The sequence below is a fragment of the Sorangiineae bacterium MSr12523 genome, from assembly GCA_037157775.1.
Classification (GTDB): Bacteria; Myxococcota_A; Polyangia; order Polyangiales; family Polyangiaceae; genus Pendulispora; species Pendulispora brunnea.
Window position 1 is genome coordinate 2,491,282 of the sequence record CP089982.1, and the last position, 22,684, is coordinate 2,513,965.

Below are 22,684 nucleotides of genomic sequence, written 5' to 3' on the forward strand. Positions count from 1 at the left end.
CAAATGGTAAGCACGTCTCAATCGGATGGTAAGCCGGGTCGACGCCGAGGACGACGTGCGCTCGCGGGTGCTGGCAGCCGCCACACGGCTGTTTGCCAATCGCGGGTTCGATGGCACATCGGTGCAGCTCATCGCGGACGAGGTGGGTGTCACCAAGCCGGCTGTGCTCCATCATTTCTCCTCGAAGGAGGAGCTGCGGCGCGCCGTGGTTGGCAACATGCTCGACCATTGGCAGAAAACCCTGCCGAACCTTCTTCTCGCGGCCACCGCAGGTGACGATCGCTTCGAGCGCGTGATCGGTGAGCTGCTCCGCTTCTTCACGGCCGATCCGGATCGCGCACGCCTGGTGGCGCGGGAGATGCTCGATAGGCCAGCGGAGATCCGCACCTTGCTCAAGAGTGCGGTTCGCCCGTGGCTGGCCGCCGTGTCGGGCTACATCGAGCGCGGGAAAAATAGCGGCGAGACATCGACGTCGGTGGATGCCGAGGCGTACGTGATCCACATCCTTTTGCTGGTCATCGGTGCCAGCGCCTCGCAGGCGGTGGCGCTGGCCGCACTGGACGGGAAAGACGCGAAGCTGCGCTACGAGCGCGAACTCCTCCGCATCGCGCGAAGCAGTTTGGGGATCCAGAAGGGGCGTCGAGGTTAACGAGAATGAGTAATTTCTTCAAAGACAACGACGACCTCGCGTTCTACTTCGAAAAGGGCATCGATTGGGAGCCGCTCGTCGAGGTCTCCGAGTACGGCTACCGCACGAAGGACGGCTTCAAAAGCGCACGCGAGGCCGTGGCCTTCTACGGCGAGGTCGCGGAAATGGTGGGCGAGCTCGCCGCGGACGACATCGCGCCCCGGGCGGCGGCCATCGATCGCGAAGAGGTGCGTTTGCAGGATGGCGAGGCCGTCGCCGGTCCAGCGATGACCGCCATTTTCGAGCGGATCCGCGATTTGGATCTCCACCGATTGTGCCTTCCGCGCGAGCTCGGGGGCCTCAATGTGCCGGTGCTTTCGTACTTCATCAACATCGAGCTCATCGCACGTGCGGACGCTTCGGCGGTGGCGCACCACTCGTTCCACGGCGGCATGGCCATGGCCATGCTCGCGTACTCGCTGCACGAGGGGACGACCACGTTCGACGTCGAGAACGCGCGCATCCTGCAGACGCGCTTTGGCGCGGCCATCGACGAGATCGCGCGGGGCGATGCGTGGGGCTGCATGGACATCACCGAGCCCAACGCGGGCAGCGACATGGCCGCGTTGCGCGCGTTCGCCGAACAAGACGCCGAAGGCCGCTGGTTTCTCAGCGGGCAGAAGATCTTCATCACCTCCGGCCACGGCAAGTACCACTTCGTCATCGCGCGCACGGAACGCACCGAAAACAGCGACGATCCCATGGCGGGCCTGCGAGGGCTTTCGATGTTCCTGGTCAAGGCGTATGACGATTTGCCGGATGGCACGCGCCGGCGTTACGTCACCATCGATCGCATCGAGGAAAAGCTCGGGCAACACGGCTCGGTGACGGCATCGCTCCTCTTCGACCGCGCACCCGCAGAGCTTCTCGGGGCGCGCGGCGAAGGCTTCAAGTGCATGCTGCTGCTCATGAACAACGCCCGCTTGGGCGTCGGCTTCGAGAGCATCGGCTTGTGCGAGGCCGCCTACCGCCTCGCCAAAGCGTACGCCGAGGAGCGCCGCTCGATGGGCAAAGCCGTCGCCCAGCACGAGATGATCGCCGACTACCTCGACGAGATGCGCACGGACCTGCAAGGCTTGCGCGCGCTGGCGATGTACGGCGCCTTCCACGAGGAGATGGCGCAGAAGCTCATCTTCCTCGAGAAGATCGGCCGCGGCATCGCGTCGGACGAAGAGGTCGAGCGCATCGGGCGCACGCTTCCCGAGCACATCGCCAAGTCGCGCCGGGTGACGCCGCTCTTGAAGTACCTCGCCGCCGAGAAGGCCGTGGAGATGTCCCGCCGCGCGGTGCAGATCCACGGCGGGGCAGGGTACACGCGCGACTACGGCGCCGAAAAGCTGCTGCGCGACGCCATGGTCATGCCGATTTACGAGGGCACGAGCCAGATCCAGGCGCTCATGGCGATGAAGGACCAGCTCGTGGCCCTGGTGAAGAAGCCGCACGCGTTCGTGCGACGAAGGGCGCAGGCAACGTGGCGGCACGCCACCTCGCGCGATCCGCTGGAGCGGCGTGTGGCGGGCATCACCTTGCTCGCGCTGTCGGGGCTGCAGCATCTGGCCACGCGCACCGCGGTGGACAAGCTTCGCTCGCTCTCGGGCGTGCCGGTGGGCGGCTGGCGCCGTGCTCTTCAGGTGCTAGCTGGCTGGAACCCCAAGCGCGACTTCGCCCTGGCCATGCTGCACGCCGAGCGCATCACGCGCATTCTGACCGACGAAGCCATCTGCGACGTTCTGCTGGAGCAGGCGCAGAAGTTCCCCGAGCGCCGCGACGTTCTCGAGCGCTACCTGGAGCGCGCCGAGCTTCGCTGTCACGCGCTTCACCGCGAGATCACCACCACGGGCGAGCGCATTCTGGCCCTCACGAACCCAGCGCGCGAACCAACGCCGCTAGCTGCGGAGTAAATGCCATGTCGATCTCCAGCAAATACCTCCTCTCGCAGAGCTCCGCGCTGCGCGCCGTTGGGCGTGCGGCCGTGGGCTCGCTCGTGCGCACGGCGCAGCGTCCTCAGTCGCTTCCCGGGCCTTGGCTGGAGCAGGAGCTCCCGCCACGCAACGACGAGTTGGTGCGCGCGTACGTGCGCCACGTCGGGGGCGATCCCGCGCTCTATCGAGGCAGGCTCCCGCCGCATTTCGTTCCGCAGTGGGGCTTCGACCTGGTGGGCCAGGTGCTCGCGCAGGCGGGGTATCCGCTCACGCGTGTCATCAACGCGGGATTTCGCCTGGAGAGCTACGAACCGCTGGTCTCGGGGGAAACCCTGTTCGTGCGGGCGCGGCTCGAATCCGTCGAGGTCGATGAGCGGCGCGCCAAGCTCGCGGCACGCTTGGTCACCGGCACGCGTCATACGTCGGAGGCGCTGGTGGCGGAGTGGCGCACCTACGTGCCCTTGGCGTCCGCCGGGAAGAACGGGAAGGCCGAGAAGCCGAAGAACGGCCGGCTTGCCGCCGCTGTGCCGGTTTCCGCACGCGAGATTGCGTACTTCCGCCTGAAAAAGGACGCGGGGCTCGATTTTGCGAAGCTCACCGGCGACATCAACCCCATTCACTGGGTCCCCGCACTTGCACGCGCCGCCGGCTTCCGTTCATGCATTTTGCACGGATTTTCCACGTTCGCGCGCGCCTACGAGGCCGTCACGCGCAACGTCTTTTCCGGTGACGTGAACGCGATTCGCACCATGGAAGCGCGCTTCACGCGGCCGTTGGTGTTGCCGGCGGCGGTTGGGGTCTATGCCGTTCTCGGTGAAGGGGTCGGTCGCGTCTACGTGGGCGATGCTCCCGGGGCCGGAGCGTACCTCGAAGGGGAGTTCGAGCGGAGGAATGACCATGAATGATTGGCTCGTCGAAATCGGACAGAACAAGCAAGCGCGCACCATGATTCGGTCGCTCGGGCTGCCGGTGCCCGTGCCCGAGAAGCTCGTGCGCGACAAAGGTCCTTGGAGCGCGGCTCCACTGCGCGATCAAGCGGTCCTTGCCGGCGCCAGCGATGGGGCGGCCCTCGTCTCCGAAATCGCCGCCTCCCTGGCATCGGCCGGCGCCGATCCCTACGCCGCCGTGAGCGATGCGCAAAAGGCGGCGTTCCGTGCGGCGGGTGAAGCTTACGGGCGGCCGCCCCGCCATGCCACGGAGCTCGGCGAAGGAAAGCGCGTGCACGCGCTGGTCTTCGACGCCTCGGGCATCGATGGCGCCGGAGGCTTGAAAGCTCTGTACGACTTTTTCCACGCGCACATCGATCGCGTGGCACGGTGCGGGCGGCTCGTCGTCGTCGGCCGCGTGGATCCGCGCGCGGAGCCCGAGCTTGCGCTGGTGGCGACGGCCCTCGAAGGCTTCGTGCGCAGCGCCGCCAAAGAGCTGGGTCGCAAAGGCGCTACCGCAAACCTGATCCTCGTCGAACCCGACGCGGCCGCGCACCTCGAGCCCGTGCTTCGTTTCGTCCTCTCGGCCCGCTCCGCGTTCATCTCGGGGCAGCCCTTCGTCGTGCGCGCGCGCGCCGCGCATCGGCCCAACGGCAAGCCGCCGTTCGTGCGCCCGCTCGATGGCAAGGTGGTGCTCGTGACCGGTGCTGCGCGCGGCATTGGCGAGGCCACGGCGCGCGCGCTGGGGCAGGAGGGCGCGCACGTCGTCTGCCTGGATCGCCCCGCCGACGATGCAGCCACGAGCAAGCTCGCCCGCGACGTGGGGGGCACGCCGCTGCTCCTCGACGTGACGGATCCCGAGGCCCCCCGCCGCATCGCGGAGGCGTTGAAAGGGCTCGGCGGCGTGCATGCCGTGATCCACAACGCGGGCATCACCCGGGACAAAACCTTGCTGCGCATGAAAGCGGAGCTCTGGGACCAAGTCATCGACGTCAACCTGGCGTCGGTGGTGGCCATCACCCAAGCCATCGAGCCGCAGTTGAAGGCCGGTGGCCGCATCATCTGCCTCTCGTCGATCGCCGGCATCGCGGGCAACGTCGGGCAGACGAACTACGCGGCCTCCAAGGCCGGCATCATCGGCTACGTGCGCGCCCTCGCGGAGAAATACGCGGATCGCGGCATCACGGTGAACGCCGTAGCGCCCGGATTCATCGAGACGCGGCTCACCGCAGCGATCCCCTTCGTGGTGCGCGAGGGCGGCCGCCGCATGAGCGCGCTCGGCCAAGGCGGGCTTCCCATCGACGTGGCGCAAGCCTTGGTCTTTCTCGCCAGCCCGGGGGCTCAAGGCATGACGGGCCAGATCCTTCGCGTCTGCGGTGGCGGGTTGATTGGGGCCTGAGAAGCAAAGACAAGAAAGAGGAAATCATGGGCAACGTCAAAAACGGGCGCAGGGCGGTGGTCGTCGCGGGCGCGCGAACACCCTTCGTGAAGGCTTTCTCCGAGTACATCGAGCTCGATGCGATTGCCCTCGGGGTGCTCGCCACGCGGGCCTTGCTCAAGAAGGTCGATCTGCCGTACCGCGAGGTGGAAGGCATCGTCTGGGGCGGCGTAATCCTTCCCAGTGGCGCACCCAACGTGGGCCGCGAGATTGCCCTCGACCTGCGCCTCGACCCGGGCTGCGAGGCGTACACGGTCACGCGCGCGTGCGCGTCGGGGCTGCAGGCGGTGACTTCGGGGGCCGCGGCCATCGAGCGCGGTGAGGCGGATATCCTCATCTGTGGCGGCGCAGACTCCACGAGCAACGCCGAGGTGAAGCTTCCGCAAAAGCTCGTGCACGCCTTCGCGCCCCTCGCACTGGGCAAGCCGACCCCGGCCGATTACCTTTCCGCCGCGCCCAAGCTTCTCCCCCTGACGGAATTGATCCCGCGGCAGCCGAAGGTCGCGGAGCGCTCCACCGGCGAGGTGATGGGCGAATCCGCCGAGCGCATGGCCCGCCGCAACGAGATCTCGCGCGAGGCGCAGGACGCGTTCGCGCTGCGGTCGCATCAGCGGGCGGCGGCGGCCATTGCCTCGGGGCGCTTCGAGGACGAGGTGTTTCCCGTGCAGGGCGCCGGCGGAAAATGGGTCCACACGGACACGTTGGTGCGCGCCGATTCGACGATGGAGAAGCTCGCCAAGCTGCGCCCCGCGTTCGCGCGCGAGGGAACGCTCACCGCGGGCAACTCCAGCGCGCTCACCGATGGCGGGGCCGCCGTGCTGCTCATGAGCGAGGAGAAGGCGCGTGCACTCGGCTACAAGCCGCTCGCGGCGTTTGCCTCGTGGGCGTACACGGGGGTCGATCCCTCCGACCAGCTTCTCATGGGCCCTGCGCTGGCGATGCCGAAGGCGCTGGCGCGCGCTGGTCTTCGCCTCGCGGACATCGACCTGGTCGATATGCACGAGGCGTTTGCCGCCCAGGTTCTCAGCGTCCTCAAGATGCTCGCGAGCCCGGCGTTTGCGCGGTCGCGGCTCGGCCTGGACGAGGCCGTGGGCGAAGTCGATCCCGAGCGCCTCAACGTGCACGGTGGTTCCATTGCGCTGGGGCACCCCTTCGGTGCCACGGGCGCACGCATGGTCACCACCATGGCGAACGAACTGGCGCGGACCCAGAAGAAGACGGCGCTCCTGGGCATTTGCGCAGCCGGTGGACTCGGGGCTGCCGCCGTTCTCGAGCGCGTCGACTAGACGGCCCTAGTCCAGCCGGCTGACAGGCGTCACCACGACGGAGGTCGCAGAGCGGTTCGTCTTGCCGTGATAAACGGCCTCGATGTTGTTGCCGTCGGGATCGAGCACGAACGCCGCGTAGTAGCCCGGGTGGTAATCTCGCTCGCCCGGCGGGCCGTTGTCGCGTCCGCCGGCGGCGAGCGCAGCTTCATAAAAGCGGTTCACCGTTTCGCGATCCTGCGCCTGCAGTGCGAGGTGCACCCGGCCCGTCGGCTCGCCGTCGTCGTCGACGAACAACTCGTCGGCGAAGAATCCGTGCTCGCTCTGCCCGGACAGCTCGCGCCCCAGCGAACGAAGGACAGCGTCATAGAATCGACGGCTTTTTTCGAGGTTGCGGACGCGCAGGTGAACGTGATCGAGCAGCCTGCCTAGGTGATATTGCATGATGAGCTCCTACTCGCTACAGGGGTGGCGGAAGCCACCGCGTTGTTTTGGGTTGGGGCGCCGTGACAAGGGCAGGGCTACGCTCCTATCGTAGGCAAATTCGGTTCTACCCCAATTCTAGAGCGAGCGGCCGCATCCGGACAAAAAGACAAGGATGCGTCGTCACTCGGCATGCGCTTCGCTAACGGAACGGGATCCCCCGCTGCCAGGACTCCGCCTGACGGCGACAGGCTCAACCGAGGTTCATCTCCCGAAACTTGGTGGTGAAGGCCACCGGAGGAGGAGACCATGAAGTGCTCCGAGCTCATGACAAAGGACGTCGAATGCTGCGCTGCGAGCAGCTTGGTCGAAGCGGTGGCCGAGCAGATGCGCGCGAAAAACATCGGCTTCGTGCCGGTGTGCGACGAGAAGGGTGCCGTCATCGGAACCTTGACCGATCGCGATCTGACCATCCGCGTGCTGGCCGAACATCGCTCGCCCAGCGCCACGCGGGCGAAAGATGTGATGACGGCGGACGCGGTGGTGTGCAAAGCCGACGACGATCTCTCCGTCGTCGAGCAACTGATGAGCAAGCACAAAAAGTCCCGCATCATCTGTGTTGATGATTCGTCCCGCCCGATCGGGGTCATCAGTCTCGCGGATGTGGCCCAACGGGAAACTGCGGGGAAAGCCGCCGCCATTTTGAGGTCGGTGTCGCAGCGCGAAGCTCGAGCGTGAACGGCTAGAAGATCGAGCACGAGCGCGTGCGCGTGCACGATCACGAGTACGAACACGATCACGAGTACGAACACGGACACCAGGGCGTGTTCGTGCACGTGATCGTGCTCGTTGACGTGTTCGTGCACGTGCACGCGCACGCGCTCGTGCTCGAAGCGAACCTTGGAGGCGCCTCGAAGTCCCCTCTTGAAAAACGACCGTTCGTGCTTATTCTCTTGGTATCGTGAGCAAGGGCGAAGACACGCGCAGAGAAATCATCGGCCGCGCCTTCTCCATCGCCAGCGAGCTCGGTCTGGAGGGCCTCACCCTCGGTGTCCTCGCCGAGCGGGCGAAGCTCTCCAAGAGCGGACTCTTTGCCCACTTCAAGTCCAAAGAAGCGTTGCAGCTCGAAGTCCTCGAGCGCGCCATCGAGCTTTTCGTCGAAAACGTCGTCGTCCCCGCCCTGGCCAAACCCCGGGGCGAACCGCGGGTGAAGGCGATTTTCGAGCGCTACCTCGCGTGGATCCGAGGCTCCGAGGTGCGCGACAAACTGGGTGGCTGCTTCTTCATGTCGCTCGCCCACGAATACGACGACCGCCCGGGCCCCCTGCGCGATCGCCTCGTGCAGTCCCAGATCGAATGGCACGAGACCCTCGCCAAGGCCGCGCGCCTCGCCGTCAAGGAAGGTCACTTTCGGGCCGACTTCGACGAGGCGCAATTCACCTTCGAGGTGATCGGCATCAGCATGGCCTACGAGCAGAGTTTCAAATTGTTTGCCGATCCTTCGGCCGAAAAGAAAGCCCGCGCGGCCTTCGAGGCGCTTCTCGCGCGCTCTCGACGCAGTCGCAAATGAACCACGGATGCATTTGAATCCCAGTTAGGAGAACCCTCATGGCCGACGCCATCCTTGATAATAGCACGAACGGTCGTATTAATAGCACGAACGGTCGTGCCCAAAAACGCCACGTCCCGCCTTGGTTCCGCAGCGGCTTTCGCGTGATGGGCGCCATGGCGCCCGCGGCCGCCGCCAACTTCGGGCATCGCCTTCTCTTTACCCCCCGCCGCCTCCATCCTCGTGACGAAGAGCGCACCGTGCTCGCGAAGGGGCAGCGCTTTTCCTTCGAGGTCGAGCGCGAAAACATCGTCGCCCGCGTCTGGGGCGAAGGGCCCACCGTGCTCTTGGCCCATGGATGGGGAGGTCACTCCGGCCAGATGTCCTCGCTCGCGAACGCACTCGTCGCCGAGGGCTTTCGCGCCGTGGCCATCGACTTCCCGGGCCACGGCGAATCCGAGGGTCGCCTGTCCTCGCTGGTCCATTTCGCGCGCACCATGGAGCGCGCATCCGCGATCTTCAAACCATTCCACGGCATCATCGCCCACTCCCTCGGCGCGGGCGCCGTGACCTACGCCTTCGCGCGCGGCCTGCAGGCCTCCCGTGCCGTCTTCTTCGCACCGCCCTCGGATTATCACGCGTGGTGGGGCCTGTTCCGCAGGCAGGTCGGGGTCTCCGACGCCATCTGGAGCAAGATTCAACGCAAGGCCGAAGGCTGGCTCGACGTCCCCTTCGACGCCATCCAGCCCGCGCAACTTGCACCGCGCATGACCACCCCGCTCCTCATCCTGCACGACGTGCACGATCGCGAGGTGCCCTTCGAGCAAGGCGAAGATCTCGCCCGCCTCTGGCCCGGCGCCCGACTTCAGAGCGCCGAGCGGCTAGGTCACGTCCGCATCCTGCACGACCCGCGCGCGGTGGCTTCGGCCGTGGCCTTCCTCGGTCAGCCTGCGTTGGGGCACGGCACCGATGCGGCGGCGCGGCCGGTGACGGCGACGTAGACGCGCACGTAATTGCCGTGGGCGTAGGCGCCGGTGACCTCGATGCGGTCCACATCGCCCTTGAAGCACGCCCGCGGCCCGCCGAAGGTCAGATCCGACGACAACTTGGTCCGCACCGTGCGAAGCCGATCGCCGATGTCGAGGCGCAACGCCGCGCGAGCCTGGTCGCGGATCTTCGGGCCGTCGGCCATCGCTTTGATCGACAGAAGGAAATTCGACGTCTCGATGGTCGGCTCCAGATCGGGAATCTTCAGCTCGTTGTCCACGACGGACAGGTGCCCGGAGAGAAAGATGTCGCCGTTGATGTCCGTGTCGATGCCCGCCGCATGAACCGGCCCGGCGATGTGCATCTTCAGCACGAGCAGCCCCTGCGACTCGTAAATCTCGGGCTTCTCCAGATAAAGCTTCGGGTAATCCTCGGAGAAGAAGTACTTCCCGTCGGTGAAGGTCACCGACATGGCGCGCGTCAGCTCATCGTACCGCGCCGCGATGGGCACGGTCACGGTGAACGGACCCGGTTGAATCGTCGCGACGTTGGCGAGCGGCGGAAGACTCGCCGCAGGAGCGTCGGCCGCCTCGGCACACGGAAGCGTCACCGATGGCGCGACCACCAGCGCCAAATCCTTCTCCAGGCCATCCGCAATCACCGTGGGCCCGGCCTCGACGCCGAGCACCTTGAGCATGGCGCAGCCTTTGGCGTCGCCGATGGGGATCTCCAACGGCTTCGCCACGCGCGCGTACGCTTCGGCGAGCGTCGGTCGCAGATCGTATTCGAACTCGGTGAGCTTCTGGTGCACTTGGGCGCGAATGGCCTCGAACACACCGCCCACGGAATCCGCCACCCGAAGGCGCCGGTCCGTCGAGGTGACCTTCACGTCGATGGACTGAAGCTTCACCTTGTAGTCCGTATTGACCACCGGCTCCGCCGCCACCTTCAGATCGATGGGAAAATCCAGCGAGCCTACGCGCACATCGACCTTGGCATCGACGCGCGTGTCGAGCACCAGGCGGCCTTGCGAAAAGCTCACCGCCAGCGGATTGCGTGTCCACGAATAGCGGCGCGTGGTGCCGGCCAGCGGGAAGTCGCCATCGCCCTTTCCGGGCACCGTTTCATCGAGCGACGACTTGAGCGCGCCCGAGGTGACCGACACATGGGTCACGATGCGTGCCGGTGCGGGATCGGCGACCGGTGCCGCCGGGCTCTCCGGTGGCCGCGGCGGGTACACCGCCCCGAAGCGCGAACACGCGGCGAGCGCGACCGTCGTGAAGAGACCAAACCGTGAAAGCCGAGAAGCGAGGGAGCGGTGCTTTGCCATGACTCAAGCGGAATGTATACGCGGTCCCGTTCGTCGTGGAAACGGGTGGAAGGCGGCGTGGTTGGCGTAAAGTACGAGCATCGAGCCGCACCTAAACGCACCGGAGGTCCAACATGATCGGAGTCGGGCAACGTTTTCCGGATTTTCGTCTCGAGAACCAGGACAAAAAGGAGGTAGGCCTCGGCGACTACCAGGGAAAATGGCTTGTTTTGTACGTGTATCCCAAGGATGACACCCCCGGGTGCACCGTCCAGGGCAAGTCGTTCACCGCCACCAAAAGCGAGTTCGAAAAGAATGGCATTACCGTCGTCGGCGTGAGTGCGGACGATGCGGACTCGCACAAGAGCTTCTGCTCGAAGTACTCCTTCACCATCGATCTCTTGGCCGATCCCGAGGCCAAGCTGCTCACCGCCGCCGGCGTGGGGCAAAGCGATTACAAAGGGACGCTGTACTGGGACCGCACGACCTTCGTGATCGATCCCGCGGGCATCGTGCGCAAGGTCTACACCAAAGTGAACCCGCAGGGGCACGAGCGGGTGCTGCTCGACGACATCGTCAAACTGAAGACCACCTCAAATTGATGCAAGCTGCACGCGATCTCGAAGGCCGCACCTTTCTGGTGACCGGAGCCAGCGCCGGTATCGGGCGCGCCACGGTGTGTGCGCTCGCAGCGCGAGGTGGCAGCGTGGTGCTGGCTTGCCGTTCGGAAGAGAAGACACAGCCCGTTTTGGAAGAGATTCGGCGTCTGCACCAGGCATCGTCTGCGCGTGCGGACGTCGAGTTTCTCCCCATCGACCTGGGCGATCTCGCTTCCGTGAAGCGCGCGGCGGACACGTTTCTCGCGTCGTCGCGACCGCTCGACGTGCTCATCAACAATGCCGGTATCGCCGGGGCCACCGGGCTCTCGAAGGATGGCTACGAGATCGTCTTCGCCACGAACCACCTAGGCCCATTCCTCCTCACGAAGCTGCTCCTGCCGAAGCTTTTGGAGGCTCCGCAGGGCCGCGTGGTGAACGTGGCCAGCCGCGCGCACTTTCGCGCGAGGACCATCGATTGGGGGCAGATGTCGCAGCCCGTGAAGAAGATTCACGGCTATCCGCATTACGGCGCCACCAAGTTGATGAACATTCTTCACGCGAAGGAACTGGCCAATCGCCTGGCCGGTACGCGCGTGACGACGTATTCGCTTCACCCCGGTGTGGTGGCGTCCGAATTGTGGCGCGAGATCCCGTGGCCCGTCGCCAATGTGATGAAACTCTTCTTCACCTCGAACGAGGAAGGCGCGAAAACGACGCTCTATTGCGCGACCGCGCCGGAGCTTTCGAGTAGCTCGGGACTCTATTACGACGGTTGCAAAGAGGCGCGCGTCAGCCGTCTGGCCCGCGACGAGTGCCTCGCGCGGGAGGTCTTCGAGCGAAGCGAAGACGCCATCCGCACGCTACTACCTGCGGCGTCCGCGGCCTAGGCCGCCGTGGCAGCGCCGCGGGCGACTTCCGCGAGCAAGGCGCGGGCGACGGCAGCGCCACAGAACTTCATGATCTGGAGCGGTTTGCCATTGCGGGCCGCTTCTTTTTTCGCAGTTTGCACGGCGTTGTGGCTGTTGACCCCCGTCACGAGCACGACGAGATCGGCTCGTCGGACGAGTGCGGCCAGGCGGGTGCCGGCGTTGCCTTGCATGTGGCCGGCGTGAACGTCGACGTCCACGCCGAGTTCTTCACCCGATGCGCGAAGGGAACGTTCCACCCGTTCGACGCCGCCTACGAATACGACCCTAGGTTTCTTGATCATCGTCTTCCTCCACGGGAAGGGCGCGCTTCGGCGCGCGGTGTTGAGACGTACCGTTCGCCCGAATCGCACACGATCGTGACGATGAGCTTTCCGGCCATGCGCTTTTGCGCGGCGAGGGCGAGCGCCGCAGCGATGGAAGCTCCAGAAGATACGCCCGCGAGGATTCCCTCTTCGAGCGCCAAGCGATGGGCATGGGCGAACGCCTCGTCGTCCGACACGGTGATGACGTCGTCGATGAGGTCGCGCCGTAAGAGCGGCGGGACGAATCCCGCGCCGATACCTTGAATGGCGTGTTTGCCGGCCACGCCGCCGGAGAGCACGGGCGAGCCTTTGGGCTCGACGGCCACGAGCTCGACGCGTTTGCGGCTGCGAAGGCCCAGACCGACACCCGTGATGGTGCCGCCCGTACCCACGCCGGCCACGAACGCATCGACCTGGCCGAGGCTGTCTTCCCAGATTTCCTGGGCCGTCGTCCGGCGATGGATCTCGGGGTTCGCCGGCGAGACGAATTGATCGATGAGGACTGCACCCGGGGAAGCCTGCACGAGCGCCTTGGCGCGTTCGCGGGCGCCGTGCATGTCTCCTCCAGGGGTCACCACCACGTCGGTGCCCAAGTAGAGGAGCAGCGCGATGCGCTCGTTGGCCCAGTCGCTCGGGATGGTGAGGCGCAGCTTGTAGCCGCGCGCGGCCGCGATGTGGGCCATGGCGATGCCCGTGTTGCTGCTCGTGGGCGCCACGATGGTGCTGCCCGGCACGAGCAATCCGCGCTGCTCCGCATCGTCGAGGAGGGCTGCGGCGACCCGATCCTTTACGCTCCCGCTCGGGTTGCGTGATTCTAGTTTAATGGCGATCCGTCCAGGCAGACCGGCGCCAAGCCGCCTCAACTCGATGAGGGGCGTGCGCCCGATGGCCTCGCTCACCGCACCGCGAAAGCGAGGACCCCCGTTTTCCCCGTTCTCCGTGTCAATTCTTCGAGCTTCGACCAGCGCCATGACGTCCTCTGTTATGATGAACCTGCGTCTACTTTAGCGAATACGGCGCCCTTGACAAGGGGCGTCACCTTTCTCCTCTCTCAACCCGGCCGGGCCCTCGGCCATGCCCGGTCTTTCATCATCTTGAGCGCGCGAGATGTCGCGTACGTTTCCGTCAGGCTAATCTCCGAATTCATGAGTGCCTGGCTGATAAAAAGTGAGCCGTCGGTCTATCCGTTTTCGAAGCTCGTCTCGGACAAGAAAACGGTGTGGGACGGCGTCCGCAACTTCGAAGCGCGCAACAACCTGCGCAAGATGAAGAAGGGCGATATCTGCCTTTTTTACCACTCGAACGAGGGCAAGGCGGTGGTGGGCATCGCGCGCGTGGTCAAGGAGGCGTACTCCGATCCGAGCAGCGACGACGGTGAGGACTGGAGCGTGGTCGAGGTCGCCCCCGTCAAAGAGCTGAGTGAGCCGGTCACGCTCGAGCGCATCAAGGCGCATCCCGACCTTTCCGACATGGCGCTGGTGCGGCGCTCGCGTCTTTCCGTCACGCCGGTGACCGAGGCCGAGCTTCGCGTGATCTTACGCGAAGGTAAGACCAAGCTTTAGACCGGTGCGCTTCGAGAGCTACCTTCGCACCACGCGCTTCGCCTCGCTGGACGGGCTGCGCTGCCTGAGCATTCTCCCGGTCATCTGGCACCACGCGACGCCGCGACCGCTGGAGGGCATCTTGGGGCGCGGCCCCTTCGGCGTGGACCTCTTTTTCGCGATCAGCGGCTTTCTCATCACCACGTTGCTGCTTCGCGAGGGCGAAGGCATCTCGCTGAAGAACTTTTACGTGCGCCGCGCCCTGCGCATCTTCCCCCTCTATTACGCCGTGCTCGGGCTCTACGCGCTGCGCGGCTGGCTCCTTCTTCCGGATTCGCCGCTCCGGAATCACTTTTTACGCAACTTGCCGTTCTATTCGACCTACACGTCGAATTGGTTCGTTGATTTCGACGTGCCGCACGCGATTGTGTTCGGCTTTTCGTGGTCGCTGGCCGTTGAAGAGCAATTTTATCTGGTTTGGCCGTGGGTCGTGCGAAAGCGTGGCCCGCTGCACCTTCCCGCGGTGTTCATGCTGGGGTGCATTGTGCTGGATTACGCGCTGGAACACGGGCATCTTGCCGCATACATCGATTCCGCGGGCCTTGGGCATCGCATGCTGACCAGCATTGCGACACCCATTTGCCTCGGCGCGGTGGTGGCTTATGTACTTCATTTCCGGAAGAGCTTCTCGGCGGCGGATACGATGTTAGGTCGACGATGCAGTGCGCCGATCCTTCTTTTGGCGCTGGCTGGGCTGCTCGCGGCGGATGGGACACCGCTTTTCGTGATTCATATCGTGATGGCCCTTTTGGTCGCATCGGTGTGCATTCGAGGCGACCATGGCCTGGCGAAGCTCTTGGACATTCCGATGTTGCGGCTGGTCGGCGTGGTCAGTTATGGAATGTACCTCTTTCATGTCTCGGTGATTACCGGGGTCAAATGGCTGCTGCCTGACGCATGGCGTTTGGCGCCGGTCCTTTTCGTCCTGGCGACCTGCATCACGTTTGCAATCGCCTGGGCCTCGTACCGGTTTTTCGAAATGCCATTCCTTGGTTTGAAAAATCGATTCCGTTCCTGACTGCGGGCGCTATACCTCCCGCGAAGGAGGCAGCCCATGATCCGACTTTCGCTTGCCGCTGCGCTTGCGCTGACTGCGTGCGCCGCGAATTCACCGCCCGAGCCGACTCGATTGAATGCCGCCCACGTCGAGTCCATTGCATTGCAACCGGGCGCTCGTCTGGTGGACCTTTCGTATCCTTATGACACCACGACGGTCTATTGGCCGACCGATACGAGCGGTTTCGTGCTCGACAAGCTTCATTGGGGCCAAACCGAGGGCGGTTATTTCTATGCATCGGCAAAAATGTGCAGCGCCGAGCATGGTGGAACGCACCTCGACGCGCCGATTCACTTCGCCGAAGGCCGCGCCACGGCGGACAAGATTGCCCTGGAGCGATTGGTTGCCCCAGCAACGGTCATCGACATCTCCGCGTCAGCCGCGCAAAACCGCGACGCCCTGCTGAGCGTCCGCGACATCGAAGCCTTCGAACGCGCCCACGGCCGCATCGAGCCAAAGACCATCGTGCTGATCCGCACCGGCTGGTCCGACCGCTGGCCCGACCGCAAGCGCTACCTCGGCGACGACAAACCGGGCGACGCGTCCAATCTGCACTTCCCCGGCATCGGCGAAGACGCCGCCCGCGCTCTGGTCGCGCGCGGCGTCGCCGCCGTGGGCATCGACACCGCCAGCATCGACAACGGCCCGTCGAAGACATTCATGACCCACCGCATCTTGCTCGGCGCCGACATCCCCGCCTTCGAAAACGTGGCCTCGATGAAAGACCTCCCCCCGCGAGGTGCCATGGTCATCGCATTGCCGATGAAAATCGGGGGTGGCTCCGGCGGCCCCGTAAGAGTCGTGGCCGTCCTTCCACCGCATTAAGAATAAGAAAATTGAACAGGGAGGCGGGGAGACGGGGAGATTTTTAAGTTTCCAGCTAGCTCATTGTGCCAATTGGAAACCCAAAAAACTCCCCGCCTCCCCGCCTCCCTGTAAATTCTTCGGCCGTTACTCTGCCGGGCTTGCGAGGGGTTCCGCTCCGCCTGTGGGGGGGATGGACTCGGTTTTGGGTGCTCTGCGGCGTTCGCGTACGCTCTCGATCAGTACGTAGAGCACTGGGATGAGCAGCAGGTTCAGGATCGTCGAGACGATCATGCCTCCGAGGACCGCGGTGCCGAGGGAGTGGCGGGCGGCGCGGCCGGCGCCGCTGGCGAAGACCAGGGGAAGGCCGCCGAGGATGAAGGCGAGGGACGTCATGAGGATGGGGCGCAGACGGGTCTGCGCGGCCACCACCGCGGCGTCGATGATCGATTCTCCGCGCTCGCGCAGTTGCTGTGCGAATTCGACGATCAGAATCGCGTTCTTGCTCGATAGCCCGATGAGCATCACGAGTCCGACCTGGCAGAACACGTCATTCTGGAGCCCTCGTGCCCACTGGGCGCCGAGGGCGCCGAGGACGGCGACGGGGACGCCGAGCAAGACGATGAACGGAAGCGCAAAGCTCTCGTATTGCGCCGCCAGAACCAGGAACACGACGAGCAAACCCAGACCGAAGAGCAATGTCGTCTGCTTTCCGCCCTCGAGCTCCTCGAGCGATAGACCCGACCACTGGAAGGTCATCGTGTTGGGCAACTCCGCCGCGAGCTTTTCCATCTGCTCGATGGCCTGCCCGCTGCTGAAACCATCGCCCGCCGTTCCGTTGATCTCCGCCGAGCGGAACAGATTGTAATGGCTGATGACCTGCGGGGCGACGGTCTCACGAATGTTGATCAATGTTCCGAGCGGAATCATCTGCCCTGACTCGGAGCGCACGTAGAACTCGCTCAAGTGCTCGCGTTGTGCGCGGAAGCGAGCGTCCGCTTGCACGTACACGCGGTAGGAACGGTTCGAGAAGTCGAAGTCGTTCACGTATTGCGAGCCCATGAAGACTTGCAACGTGCTGAACACCTCGTCGAGGCGCACGTTCATCGCACGCGCCTTGCCGCGGTCGACCTCCACCACCAGCTGCGGATCGTTGGCGCTGTAAGTCGAGAACAGACCTTTGAGCTGCGGCTCCTTGCTGCCTGCACCGATGAGACCCCACGTCCCGCCGGCGAGCTGCTGCAAGGTGGACCCACCGCGATCGAGCACCTCGAATTGGAAACCACCGAGGTTGCCGATGCCTTGAATCGGCGGGGGTGGGAAGGCCACGACGAAGCCTTCGGGGATCCCGAACAGTTGTCCGCGCGTGCGGGCGATGACCGAGGCCACCGAGTGCTGCTCCCCGCGACGCTCGGCGAACGGCTTCATCATGACCCACATGACGCCTTTGTTCGCGCCGTTGCCGGCGAAGCCGTATCCGACGGCGGCGAAGGCTCCAGCCACCTCGGGCTGCTGAATGAGAACATCCGTCGCCTTGTTGAACACCTTGCTCGTGTACTCGAGCGACGAACCCTCGGGCGTCTGGGCGGCCACGATGAAGTAGCCCTGGTCCTCTTCCGGCACGAACCCGGTCGGAACCACGCGACTCATCCAGTACGTCACGCCGAGCGAGATCACGAAGGCCACCGTCACCGGCCCGCGCCAGCGCAGGGCCGTGCGCAGAAGACGGCCGTAACGCTCTTTGACGCGATCGAGCATGCGCTCGAAGCGCTCGAAGAACGCATTGACCTTGCCGTGCGGCCGGAGCAGCAGCGCGCACAACGCCGGCGTCAAGGTGATGGCGTTGAAGGCCGAGATGGCCACCGAGATGGCAATCGTCACCGAGAATTGCCGGTAAATGCGGCCGGTCGTCCCCGGAAAGAAGGCCATGGGCACGAACACCGCGATGAGCACGAGCGACGTGGCCACGACCGCGCCGAAGACTTCCTTCATGGCGGCGCCGGCGGCCTCGCGCGGGCCCATGTGCTTTTCGCGCATGAACCGCTCGATGTTCTCGATGACCACGATGGCGTCGTCGACCACGAGGCCCGTGGCCAAGGTGATGCCGAACAACGTCAGCGTATTGATGGTGAAGCCGAACGCCTTCACGAAGGCGAACGTGCCCACCAGCGACACCGGAATGGTGATGGCCGGGATGAACGTGCTTCGCCACGTGGCCAGGAAGAGGAAGATGGTCGCGATGACCAGCACGATGGCCACGGCGAGGGTCTCGACCACGTCCTTGATGGAGTCCTCGACGAATGGCGTCGAGTCGAAGGCCACCTTGTACTTCAAGCCGGGCGGGAAGCTCTTGGACAGCCGCTCGAGCTCGGCCTTCACGTTGTGGGCAACGTCCAGCGCGTTCGCACCGGGCAGCTGCAGAACGCCCATGCCGATGCTGGGCACGTTCCGATAGATGGCCGAGAGGCTGTAATCCTCGGCACCGAGCTCCGCATGGCCGACGTCGCGGAGTCGCACCAGTGTCCCGTCGGTGGTGGACTTCACCACCAGATCGTTGAACTCCTCGGCATCCTTCAACCGGCCGATGGCGCGCACGCTGACCTGGAATTGCTGACCGCTCACCGCCGGCTGCTGGCCAATCTGCCCTGCCGCAACCTGCACGTTCTGATCTTGCAGTGCCCGCACCACGTCGCCGGCCGTCAGCTGCCGCGTGGCGAGGCGCGCGGGATCCAGCCAGAGGCGCATCGAGTATTTGCGCTCACCGAACAGCGGAACGTCGCCCACGCCCTTGACGCGTTTGACCTCGTCTTTGACGTATTGGTCGACGTAATTGCTGACGAACACGTTGTCGTAAACGTCGTTCTCCGCGTAAAACGCGATACCCAGAACGAAGGCCGCGGAGTTCTTCTTCACCGAGACGCCGGTGACCTTCACCTCGTTGGGCAATCGGCCCGTGGCCTGCGACACGCGATTTTGCACGTCGACGGCGGCCAAGTCCGGGTCGCGGTCGACGTCGAAGGTGACGGTGATGGTGCTCACACCGTCGTTGGTGCTGGTCGATTGCATGTACTTCATGCCTTCGACACCGTTGATCTGCTGCTCCAGCGGGGTGGTCACCGCGCTTTCGAGCACCTCGGCGCTCGCGCCGGTGTACGTGGCGGTCACCACCACCTGCGGCGGGGCGAGCTCGGGGTACTGCGCGATGGGCAGGGAGGGAATGCAGATCGCGCCCGCGAGAACGATGAGCAGCGAGCAGACGCTCGCGAATACCGGACGGCGTATGAAAAATTCGACGAACACGGGGGGCTCTCCTTATTTCGCGTCCGCGGCTCGTTCAGCAGTCGGCGCTTCCGGCGTGACGGGGGCTCCATCGCGGAGCTTTTGAATGCCCGCCGTGACGAAGCGCTCGCCCGGCTTCACGCCGTCGAGCACGACCACGTCATTGCCAGTGGTCGAGCCCAGCTTGACCGGGCGCTGCGCCACCGCAGGCGGATTGGCATCATTGAGAACATAGACGAAGGTGAGCCCGCTCTGCCGCGAGAGCGACGTCGTGGGAATGCTCACCTGCGGTGTCGATTTCCACACGATGCGCGCGCGCAAAAGTTGCTGCGTGCGCAGCTGCGAGGCATCGTCGATGCGGGCTTTGACCAGCACGGTCTGCGACGCCGAATCGACCCGCGGAGCGATGAAGGAAATCGCACCCTTCGAAAGAAGCTTGGAATCGGCATCGACGAGACGAACGGGCAAATCGAGCTTCAATCGCGATTGCTGCTCCACGGGCACCGAGATGTATGCTTCCAGCGGCATCTTCGGGTCGTCGAGGGTGGTCAGCAAAGTTTGCGGCGTAACGAAGTCGCCAATCTTCACCGGAATGTCACCCACGGTGCCGTTGAACGGAGCCGCGATGTTGTAGTACTTGAGTTCCGCGCGTTGCACCTGCGCACTGGCTTGCGCCTGCGCGCGTCCACTTTCCAAGCTGGCGATGGCCGACTTTTGCGCGGCCACTTGTTGCGCGGCCGAATCGAAGTCGCCTTTGGCCTGATCGAGCGCCGTTTGCGATTGATCGAAGGCCTGTTGCGAAATCGTATTGGACGCGAGCAGCGATGCCGATCGCTTTTGCTCCGTTTCCGCCAAGCGAAGTGCGGCGCGCCGTGCATCGCGCGTCGACTCCAATGCGGCCAAGGTGGAGCGGGCGCGCGACAATTCGGCTTCCGCCGAGCCCGACGCTGCGGCCGCGCTGGTAAAGGCGGCTTGCTGCTTTTGCGGATCAATCTGCAAAAGCTGCGCGCCTGCGGTCACGGCGGCTCCAGATTGAACGAGAATTTTGGAAACGTGCCCCTCGACCTGGGGCCGCAACTCCACCGAGTTCCGCGATTTGACCTCCGCGACGAACTCCGACGTTTCATCGGTGTCGGCCAAGACGGCAGTCTGGACCTTGACCGGAACTCCTCCTCCTTGAGGCGCGGCTTCGCCCTTCGCGCAGCCGGCAATCGCCAACATTGCCCCAATCAATCCAACGCTCTTCCACTCGATCATTTGAAAAAGATCTCCAGCGGTCCAATTCACGCGCGCCTGCCCATTCGACCATCCTCGAAGGTCGAACCACCGCCCCGGCCTTCACCGCTTGGAGAAGGGACGAGCGCACTGGCGCGGACGATAGGGCCGGTTGAAAAATGGTCCAGCCCGGGATGGTTCCCAACGATTTCTTGGTTCCCTTTAGGAACTTCTTCGTTACTCTTAGGAACCGAAGGTGTTGTCTACGACGGCGAGCGGCAAGGAGGCATCCCGTCGGAACGAAGGAAGGTCAAAGTAACCAATGAGAAAAGCAGCAGCGAAATCGAATGTGGAAAGTGGATGCGCATGTCTTGCGCGAGACGTGCTCGACCGCATTGGCGATCGATGGAGCGTGATCTGCATCCTTCACTTGGGCGAGCACGAGGTGCTTCGCTTCACCGAGTTGAGGCGATTGATCAGCGGCATCTCGCAGCGGATGCTCACGGTAACCTTGCGGGATCTCGAGCGTGACGGCTTCGTCGCGCGCAAGGTCAAGCCGGTGATCCCGCCGCACGTTGAATATCGGCTTACGCCGCTGGGCCGCGCCCTCATGGAAAACGTGCGGTCGCTCTGCCAATGGGCGAACGACCACCAGGAGGCCGTACGGCGCGCGCGCGAGTCCTACGATGCGCGCGCGCTCCAAGACGTTTCGAGTTAGCTCAAAGATGAAATGACAATGTGTAGCCCGTGCACGCAGTTTTTGCGGTTACGGAGAAGGTGATCTCCTGGCCGGACGTGCTCGAGAAGGACATGCCGCCGGTGGTGGTGCATTGGCTACCCACGCAAAGCGAAACTTCTGCGGTCGGCGATACTTCGATGTGCGGATCGAGCTGGCAAAGCGCGCCGGTGCCGTCATCGCGAAATCGGAAATAGGCCGTTTGCCCTGCACCGAGCACGCCGCAAAATGTGCGGCCGCCGCTGTCGCATCGACCGATGTCGCCCCAGTGGTATGCGGTGCTGGGTGAGCGCGCATTCTTGCCGGGGCCAGGATCGGTGCAGCTCGCGTCGGGAGCCGGACACGTGTCGCACTTGCCGCTCGCACCGCAGGAGAAGCCCGTGGGCGCGCACACCATGCCTTTGTTGATGGGGGTGCCCTTGAGGGTGCCGTTCGAGCAGGTGTAGCTCATACAGGTGCTGGGCGGAGGAGGATCGGCGTCGTCGTTGGCCGTGGAGGGAAGGCCGTCCGCGGTGCACGTGGGCTTTTTGCAATCGCCGGCCTTGTCCTCGGCCACGTCGCCCGCGCTGGGTGTGAAGGCGGGATTGCCCTCGGCGGTGCACGTGGTCTGCTTGCAATCGTGCGGCGTGTCGGTGACCGCGGTGACGTCGACGATGGAGGTCTCGAGGCCGTTGCCGTCGCACACGAGGCGTCGGCACACGAGATCCGCTTGCGATCGGCGCGAGTTGACCCCCGCGGGGACATTGCCCTCGGTGCAGACGCCGGCCACGCACCGGTTCTCCCGGCATGGTTGGCTCGGGGCTGGACACTCGGCGTCGGTGCGGCAGCCGCCGTAGTCCGAGTCGTCCGAGGAAGAGGAGAACAGGCACGCGCTGCTGACCATCGCGATGCCGGCGGCCACGATCACACCAGGCAGATGTCGAAGATTCTTCATGGGGGTAAACGCCGTGTAGCAAGGAGCGATCTCAACGCTCAGCTCGGCAAAATTCTACCCATCCGCCCGGATTTTCGCACTTTTGCGTGCGTATACAACTTCTCGCGTGGCCCGCGGACTACGGCGGCCTCTATGGACTCTTGGTCACGATCAGCGGCTCCATGGCCGCGCGGAACCGGTCGCTCCAAGGACACGGTGTGTGCGTCGCCGGATCGAGCCGCACGAGCCGCGTCGTGCCCGTGGCATGCAAAATGGGCCCGTGCAGGGCTTTCACCTGCGCCTCTACGATGAACGACGTGGTGCCAAGGTGCGTCGGGGTAATCTCGACGACCAGCTCGCATTCCCCGCGCACCGGCTTCAGATACCGAATCTCATGGGCCGCGATGACATGAAACTTGTCCGGATTGACCGCCAAGTCGTCCTCCCAGCGAAAGCCGCGCGAATGGATGAACGCCCCGCGGGCCCGCTCCATGAAGAGCACGAACTTGACGTTGTGCAGCAGATTGAGCGCATCCAAATCGTCAAAATAGACACGCTGAACCGACCGATACGGCACCTGGAAATTTTGCACGATGTGCTCTGTATACCCGAAGAGCGAAGATCACAGGGAGGCGGGGAGGCGGGGAGGGAACCTACAAGCGGCGGCACAGAAGGCTTTTTTAGGGTTTCCAGTTCGCGCGCTGGCTCGAATTGGAACCCCAAAATCTCCCCGCCTCCCCGC

23 protein-coding genes are annotated in these 22,684 nt (G+C 64.4%); 15 read left to right on the forward strand and 8 right to left on the reverse strand.

All coding sequences use genetic code 11. The features are described from left to right. The first annotated feature begins 25 nt into the window (after nucleotides 1–25). From LZC95_10075 to LZC95_10095, 5 genes are read left to right on the forward strand one after another with little or no spacing between them, the layout of a single operon-like run. Entirely contained in the window at nucleotides 26–649 is a 624-nt protein-coding gene (locus LZC95_10075; GenBank protein ID WXA97180.1) for a TetR/AcrR family transcriptional regulator, read from the forward strand. 5 nt (nucleotides 650–654) lie between these two features. Then, nucleotides 655–2,589 (forward strand): acyl-CoA dehydrogenase family protein, encoded by a 1,935-nt coding sequence (locus tag LZC95_10080; GenBank protein WXA97181.1) that lies wholly within the window; start codon nucleotides 655–657, stop codon nucleotides 2,587–2,589. 5 nt (nucleotides 2,590–2,594) lie between these two features. Beyond that, nucleotides 2,595–3,515, forward strand: a complete 921-nt coding sequence (locus LZC95_10085) for a hypothetical protein (protein ID WXA97182.1) — start codon at nucleotides 2,595–2,597, stop codon at nucleotides 3,513–3,515. Next, complete coding sequence (locus tag LZC95_10090; GenBank protein WXA97183.1) at nucleotides 3,508–4,935, forward strand: 3-oxoacyl-ACP reductase; 1,428 nt, start codon at nucleotides 3,508–3,510, stop codon at nucleotides 4,933–4,935. The genes LZC95_10085 and LZC95_10090 overlap by 8 nt, the downstream gene beginning before the upstream one ends. 26 nt (nucleotides 4,936–4,961) lie before the next feature. After that, the gene (locus LZC95_10095) at nucleotides 4,962–6,260 is read left to right on the forward strand and encodes an acetyl-CoA C-acyltransferase (GenBank protein WXA97184.1); all 1,299 of its coding nucleotides are present in this window, start codon (nucleotides 4,962–4,964) and stop codon (nucleotides 6,258–6,260) included. A gap of 6 nt (nucleotides 6,261–6,266) precedes the next feature. Here the strand turns inward: LZC95_10095 and LZC95_10100 are convergent, their stop codons facing one another. Continuing rightward, nucleotides 6,267–6,683, reverse strand: a complete 417-nt coding sequence (locus tag LZC95_10100) for a VOC family protein (protein WXA97185.1) — start codon at nucleotides 6,681–6,683, stop codon at nucleotides 6,267–6,269. Between the two features lie 342 nt (nucleotides 6,684–7,025). Between LZC95_10100 and LZC95_10105 the strand changes: the two genes are divergently transcribed. The 4 genes from LZC95_10105 (at nucleotide 7,026) to LZC95_10120 (ending at nucleotide 9,212) form a co-directional block, all read left to right on the forward strand. Next, nucleotides 7,026–7,400, forward strand: coding sequence for a CBS domain-containing protein (locus tag LZC95_10105; protein WXA97186.1), 375 nt, complete (start codon nucleotides 7,026–7,028; stop codon nucleotides 7,398–7,400). A 26-nt stretch (nucleotides 7,401–7,426) separates the two neighbouring features. Further along, complete coding sequence (locus tag LZC95_10110) at nucleotides 7,427–7,627, forward strand: hypothetical protein (GenBank protein ID WXA97187.1); 201 nt, start codon at nucleotides 7,427–7,429, stop codon at nucleotides 7,625–7,627. Continuing rightward, the gene (locus LZC95_10115) at nucleotides 7,624–8,232 is read left to right on the forward strand and encodes a TetR/AcrR family transcriptional regulator (protein ID WXA97188.1); all 609 of its coding nucleotides are present in this window, start codon (nucleotides 7,624–7,626) and stop codon (nucleotides 8,230–8,232) included. Before LZC95_10110 ends, LZC95_10115 begins: the two co-directional genes overlap by 4 nt. Nucleotides 8,233–8,387: 155 nt before the next feature. After that, entirely contained in the window at nucleotides 8,388–9,212 is an 825-nt protein-coding gene (locus tag LZC95_10120; GenBank protein WXA97189.1) for a lysophospholipase, read from the forward strand. Here the strand turns inward: LZC95_10120 and LZC95_10125 are convergent. Further along, on the reverse strand, nucleotides 9,155–10,528 hold the full coding sequence (locus LZC95_10125) for a DUF4403 family protein (protein WXA97190.1): 1,374 nt from the start codon (nucleotides 10,526–10,528) through the stop codon (nucleotides 9,155–9,157). The genes LZC95_10120 and LZC95_10125 overlap by 58 nt on opposite strands. 113 nt (nucleotides 10,529–10,641) lie before the next feature. Here LZC95_10125 and LZC95_10130 point away from each other — a divergent pair, with 113 nt between their 5' ends. Together LZC95_10130 and LZC95_10135 are read left to right on the forward strand one after the other, a co-directional pair. After that, a complete protein-coding gene (locus tag LZC95_10130) occupies nucleotides 10,642–11,109 on the forward strand; it encodes a peroxiredoxin (GenBank protein ID WXA97191.1) in 468 nt (155 codons plus the stop codon). Beyond that, nucleotides 11,109–11,993, forward strand: a complete 885-nt coding sequence (locus LZC95_10135; GenBank protein ID WXA97192.1) for an SDR family NAD(P)-dependent oxidoreductase — start codon at nucleotides 11,109–11,111, stop codon at nucleotides 11,991–11,993. Before LZC95_10130 ends, LZC95_10135 begins: the two co-directional genes overlap by 1 nt. On the opposite strand, the gene LZC95_10140 is transcribed toward LZC95_10135, so the two are convergent. Both LZC95_10140 and cysK read right to left on the reverse strand, forming a co-directional pair. After that, complete coding sequence (locus LZC95_10140; protein ID WXA97193.1) at nucleotides 11,990–12,316, reverse strand: DUF2325 domain-containing protein; 327 nt, start codon at nucleotides 12,314–12,316, stop codon at nucleotides 11,990–11,992. The two genes, LZC95_10135 and LZC95_10140, sit on opposite strands and share 4 nt — an antisense overlap. Then, nucleotides 12,313–13,308, reverse strand: a complete 996-nt coding sequence (cysK, locus tag LZC95_10145) for a cysteine synthase A (GenBank protein ID WXA97194.1) — start codon at nucleotides 13,306–13,308, stop codon at nucleotides 12,313–12,315. The genes LZC95_10140 and cysK overlap by 4 nt, the downstream gene beginning before the upstream one ends. Before the next feature lie 174 nt (nucleotides 13,309–13,482). Between cysK and LZC95_10150 the strand changes: the two genes are divergently transcribed. Genes LZC95_10150 through LZC95_10160 form a run of 3 tightly spaced genes read left to right on the forward strand, consistent with a single transcriptional unit; the run spans nucleotide 13,483 to nucleotide 15,820 of the window. Further along, a complete protein-coding gene (locus LZC95_10150; GenBank protein ID WXA97195.1) occupies nucleotides 13,483–13,899 on the forward strand; it encodes an EVE domain-containing protein in 417 nt (138 codons plus the stop codon). 4 nt (nucleotides 13,900–13,903) lie between these two features. Further along, nucleotides 13,904–14,956 (forward strand): acyltransferase, encoded by a 1,053-nt coding sequence (locus LZC95_10155; GenBank protein ID WXA97196.1) that lies wholly within the window; start codon nucleotides 13,904–13,906, stop codon nucleotides 14,954–14,956. 36 nt (nucleotides 14,957–14,992) lie between these two features. Next, nucleotides 14,993–15,820: a cyclase family protein gene (locus tag LZC95_10160; protein WXA97197.1), complete on the forward strand. Its 828-nt coding sequence runs from the start codon at nucleotides 14,993–14,995 to the stop codon at nucleotides 15,818–15,820. Nucleotides 15,821–15,946: 126 nt separating this feature from the next. On the opposite strand, the gene LZC95_10165 is transcribed toward LZC95_10160, so the two are convergent. Both LZC95_10165 and LZC95_10170 read right to left on the reverse strand, forming a co-directional pair. Next, nucleotides 15,947–19,099 (reverse strand): multidrug efflux RND transporter permease subunit, encoded by a 3,153-nt coding sequence (locus LZC95_10165; protein ID WXA97198.1) that lies wholly within the window; start codon nucleotides 19,097–19,099, stop codon nucleotides 15,947–15,949. 12 nt (nucleotides 19,100–19,111) lie between these two features. Continuing rightward, complete coding sequence (locus LZC95_10170) at nucleotides 19,112–20,335, reverse strand: efflux RND transporter periplasmic adaptor subunit (protein WXA97199.1); 1,224 nt, start codon at nucleotides 20,333–20,335, stop codon at nucleotides 19,112–19,114. 340 nt (nucleotides 20,336–20,675) lie between these two features. Between LZC95_10170 and LZC95_10175 the strand changes: the two genes are divergently transcribed. Next, nucleotides 20,676–21,011, forward strand: a complete 336-nt coding sequence (locus tag LZC95_10175; protein WXA97200.1) for a helix-turn-helix transcriptional regulator — start codon at nucleotides 20,676–20,678, stop codon at nucleotides 21,009–21,011. Between the two features lies 1 nt (nucleotide 21,012). On the opposite strand, the gene LZC95_10180 is transcribed toward LZC95_10175, so the two are convergent. Further along, a complete protein-coding gene (locus tag LZC95_10180) occupies nucleotides 21,013–21,963 on the reverse strand; it encodes a hypothetical protein (protein ID WXA97201.1) in 951 nt (316 codons plus the stop codon). Between the two features lie 130 nt (nucleotides 21,964–22,093). Continuing rightward, nucleotides 22,094–22,534 (reverse strand): acyl-CoA thioesterase, encoded by a 441-nt coding sequence (locus LZC95_10185; GenBank protein ID WXA97202.1) that lies wholly within the window; start codon nucleotides 22,532–22,534, stop codon nucleotides 22,094–22,096. Nucleotides 22,535–22,684: the final 150 nt, after the last annotated feature.

Coding starts and splice junctions, on each gene's coding strand:
- LZC95_10075 (WXA97180.1), top strand. CDS start 26: ATGGTAAGCCGGGTCGACGCCGAGGACGACGTGCGCTCGCGGGTGCTG.
- LZC95_10080 (WXA97181.1), top strand. CDS start 655: ATGAGTAATTTCTTCAAAGACAACGACGACCTCGCGTTCTACTTCGAA.
- LZC95_10085 (WXA97182.1), top strand. CDS start 2,595: ATGTCGATCTCCAGCAAATACCTCCTCTCGCAGAGCTCCGCGCTGCGC.
- LZC95_10090 (WXA97183.1), top strand. CDS start 3,508: ATGAATGATTGGCTCGTCGAAATCGGACAGAACAAGCAAGCGCGCACC.
- LZC95_10095 (WXA97184.1), top strand. CDS start 4,962: ATGGGCAACGTCAAAAACGGGCGCAGGGCGGTGGTCGTCGCGGGCGCG.
- LZC95_10100 (WXA97185.1), bottom strand. CDS start 6,683: ATGCAATATCACCTAGGCAGGCTGCTCGATCACGTTCACCTGCGCGTC.
- LZC95_10120 (WXA97189.1), top strand. CDS start 8,388: ATGGCGCCCGCGGCCGCCGCCAACTTCGGGCATCGCCTTCTCTTTACC.
- LZC95_10125 (WXA97190.1), bottom strand. CDS start 10,528: ATGGCAAAGCACCGCTCCCTCGCTTCTCGGCTTTCACGGTTTGGTCTC.
- LZC95_10130 (WXA97191.1), top strand. CDS start 10,642: ATGATCGGAGTCGGGCAACGTTTTCCGGATTTTCGTCTCGAGAACCAG.
- LZC95_10135 (WXA97192.1), top strand. CDS start 11,109: ATGCAAGCTGCACGCGATCTCGAAGGCCGCACCTTTCTGGTGACCGGA.
- LZC95_10140 (WXA97193.1), bottom strand. CDS start 12,316: ATGATCAAGAAACCTAGGGTCGTATTCGTAGGCGGCGTCGAACGGGTG.
- cysK (WXA97194.1), bottom strand. CDS start 13,308: ATGGCGCTGGTCGAAGCTCGAAGAATTGACACGGAGAACGGGGAAAAC.
- LZC95_10150 (WXA97195.1), top strand. CDS start 13,483: ATGAGTGCCTGGCTGATAAAAAGTGAGCCGTCGGTCTATCCGTTTTCG.
- LZC95_10160 (WXA97197.1), top strand. CDS start 14,993: ATGATCCGACTTTCGCTTGCCGCTGCGCTTGCGCTGACTGCGTGCGCC.
- LZC95_10170 (WXA97199.1), bottom strand. CDS start 20,335: ATGATCGAGTGGAAGAGCGTTGGATTGATTGGGGCAATGTTGGCGATT.
- LZC95_10180 (WXA97201.1), bottom strand. CDS start 21,963: ATGAAGAATCTTCGACATCTGCCTGGTGTGATCGTGGCCGCCGGCATC.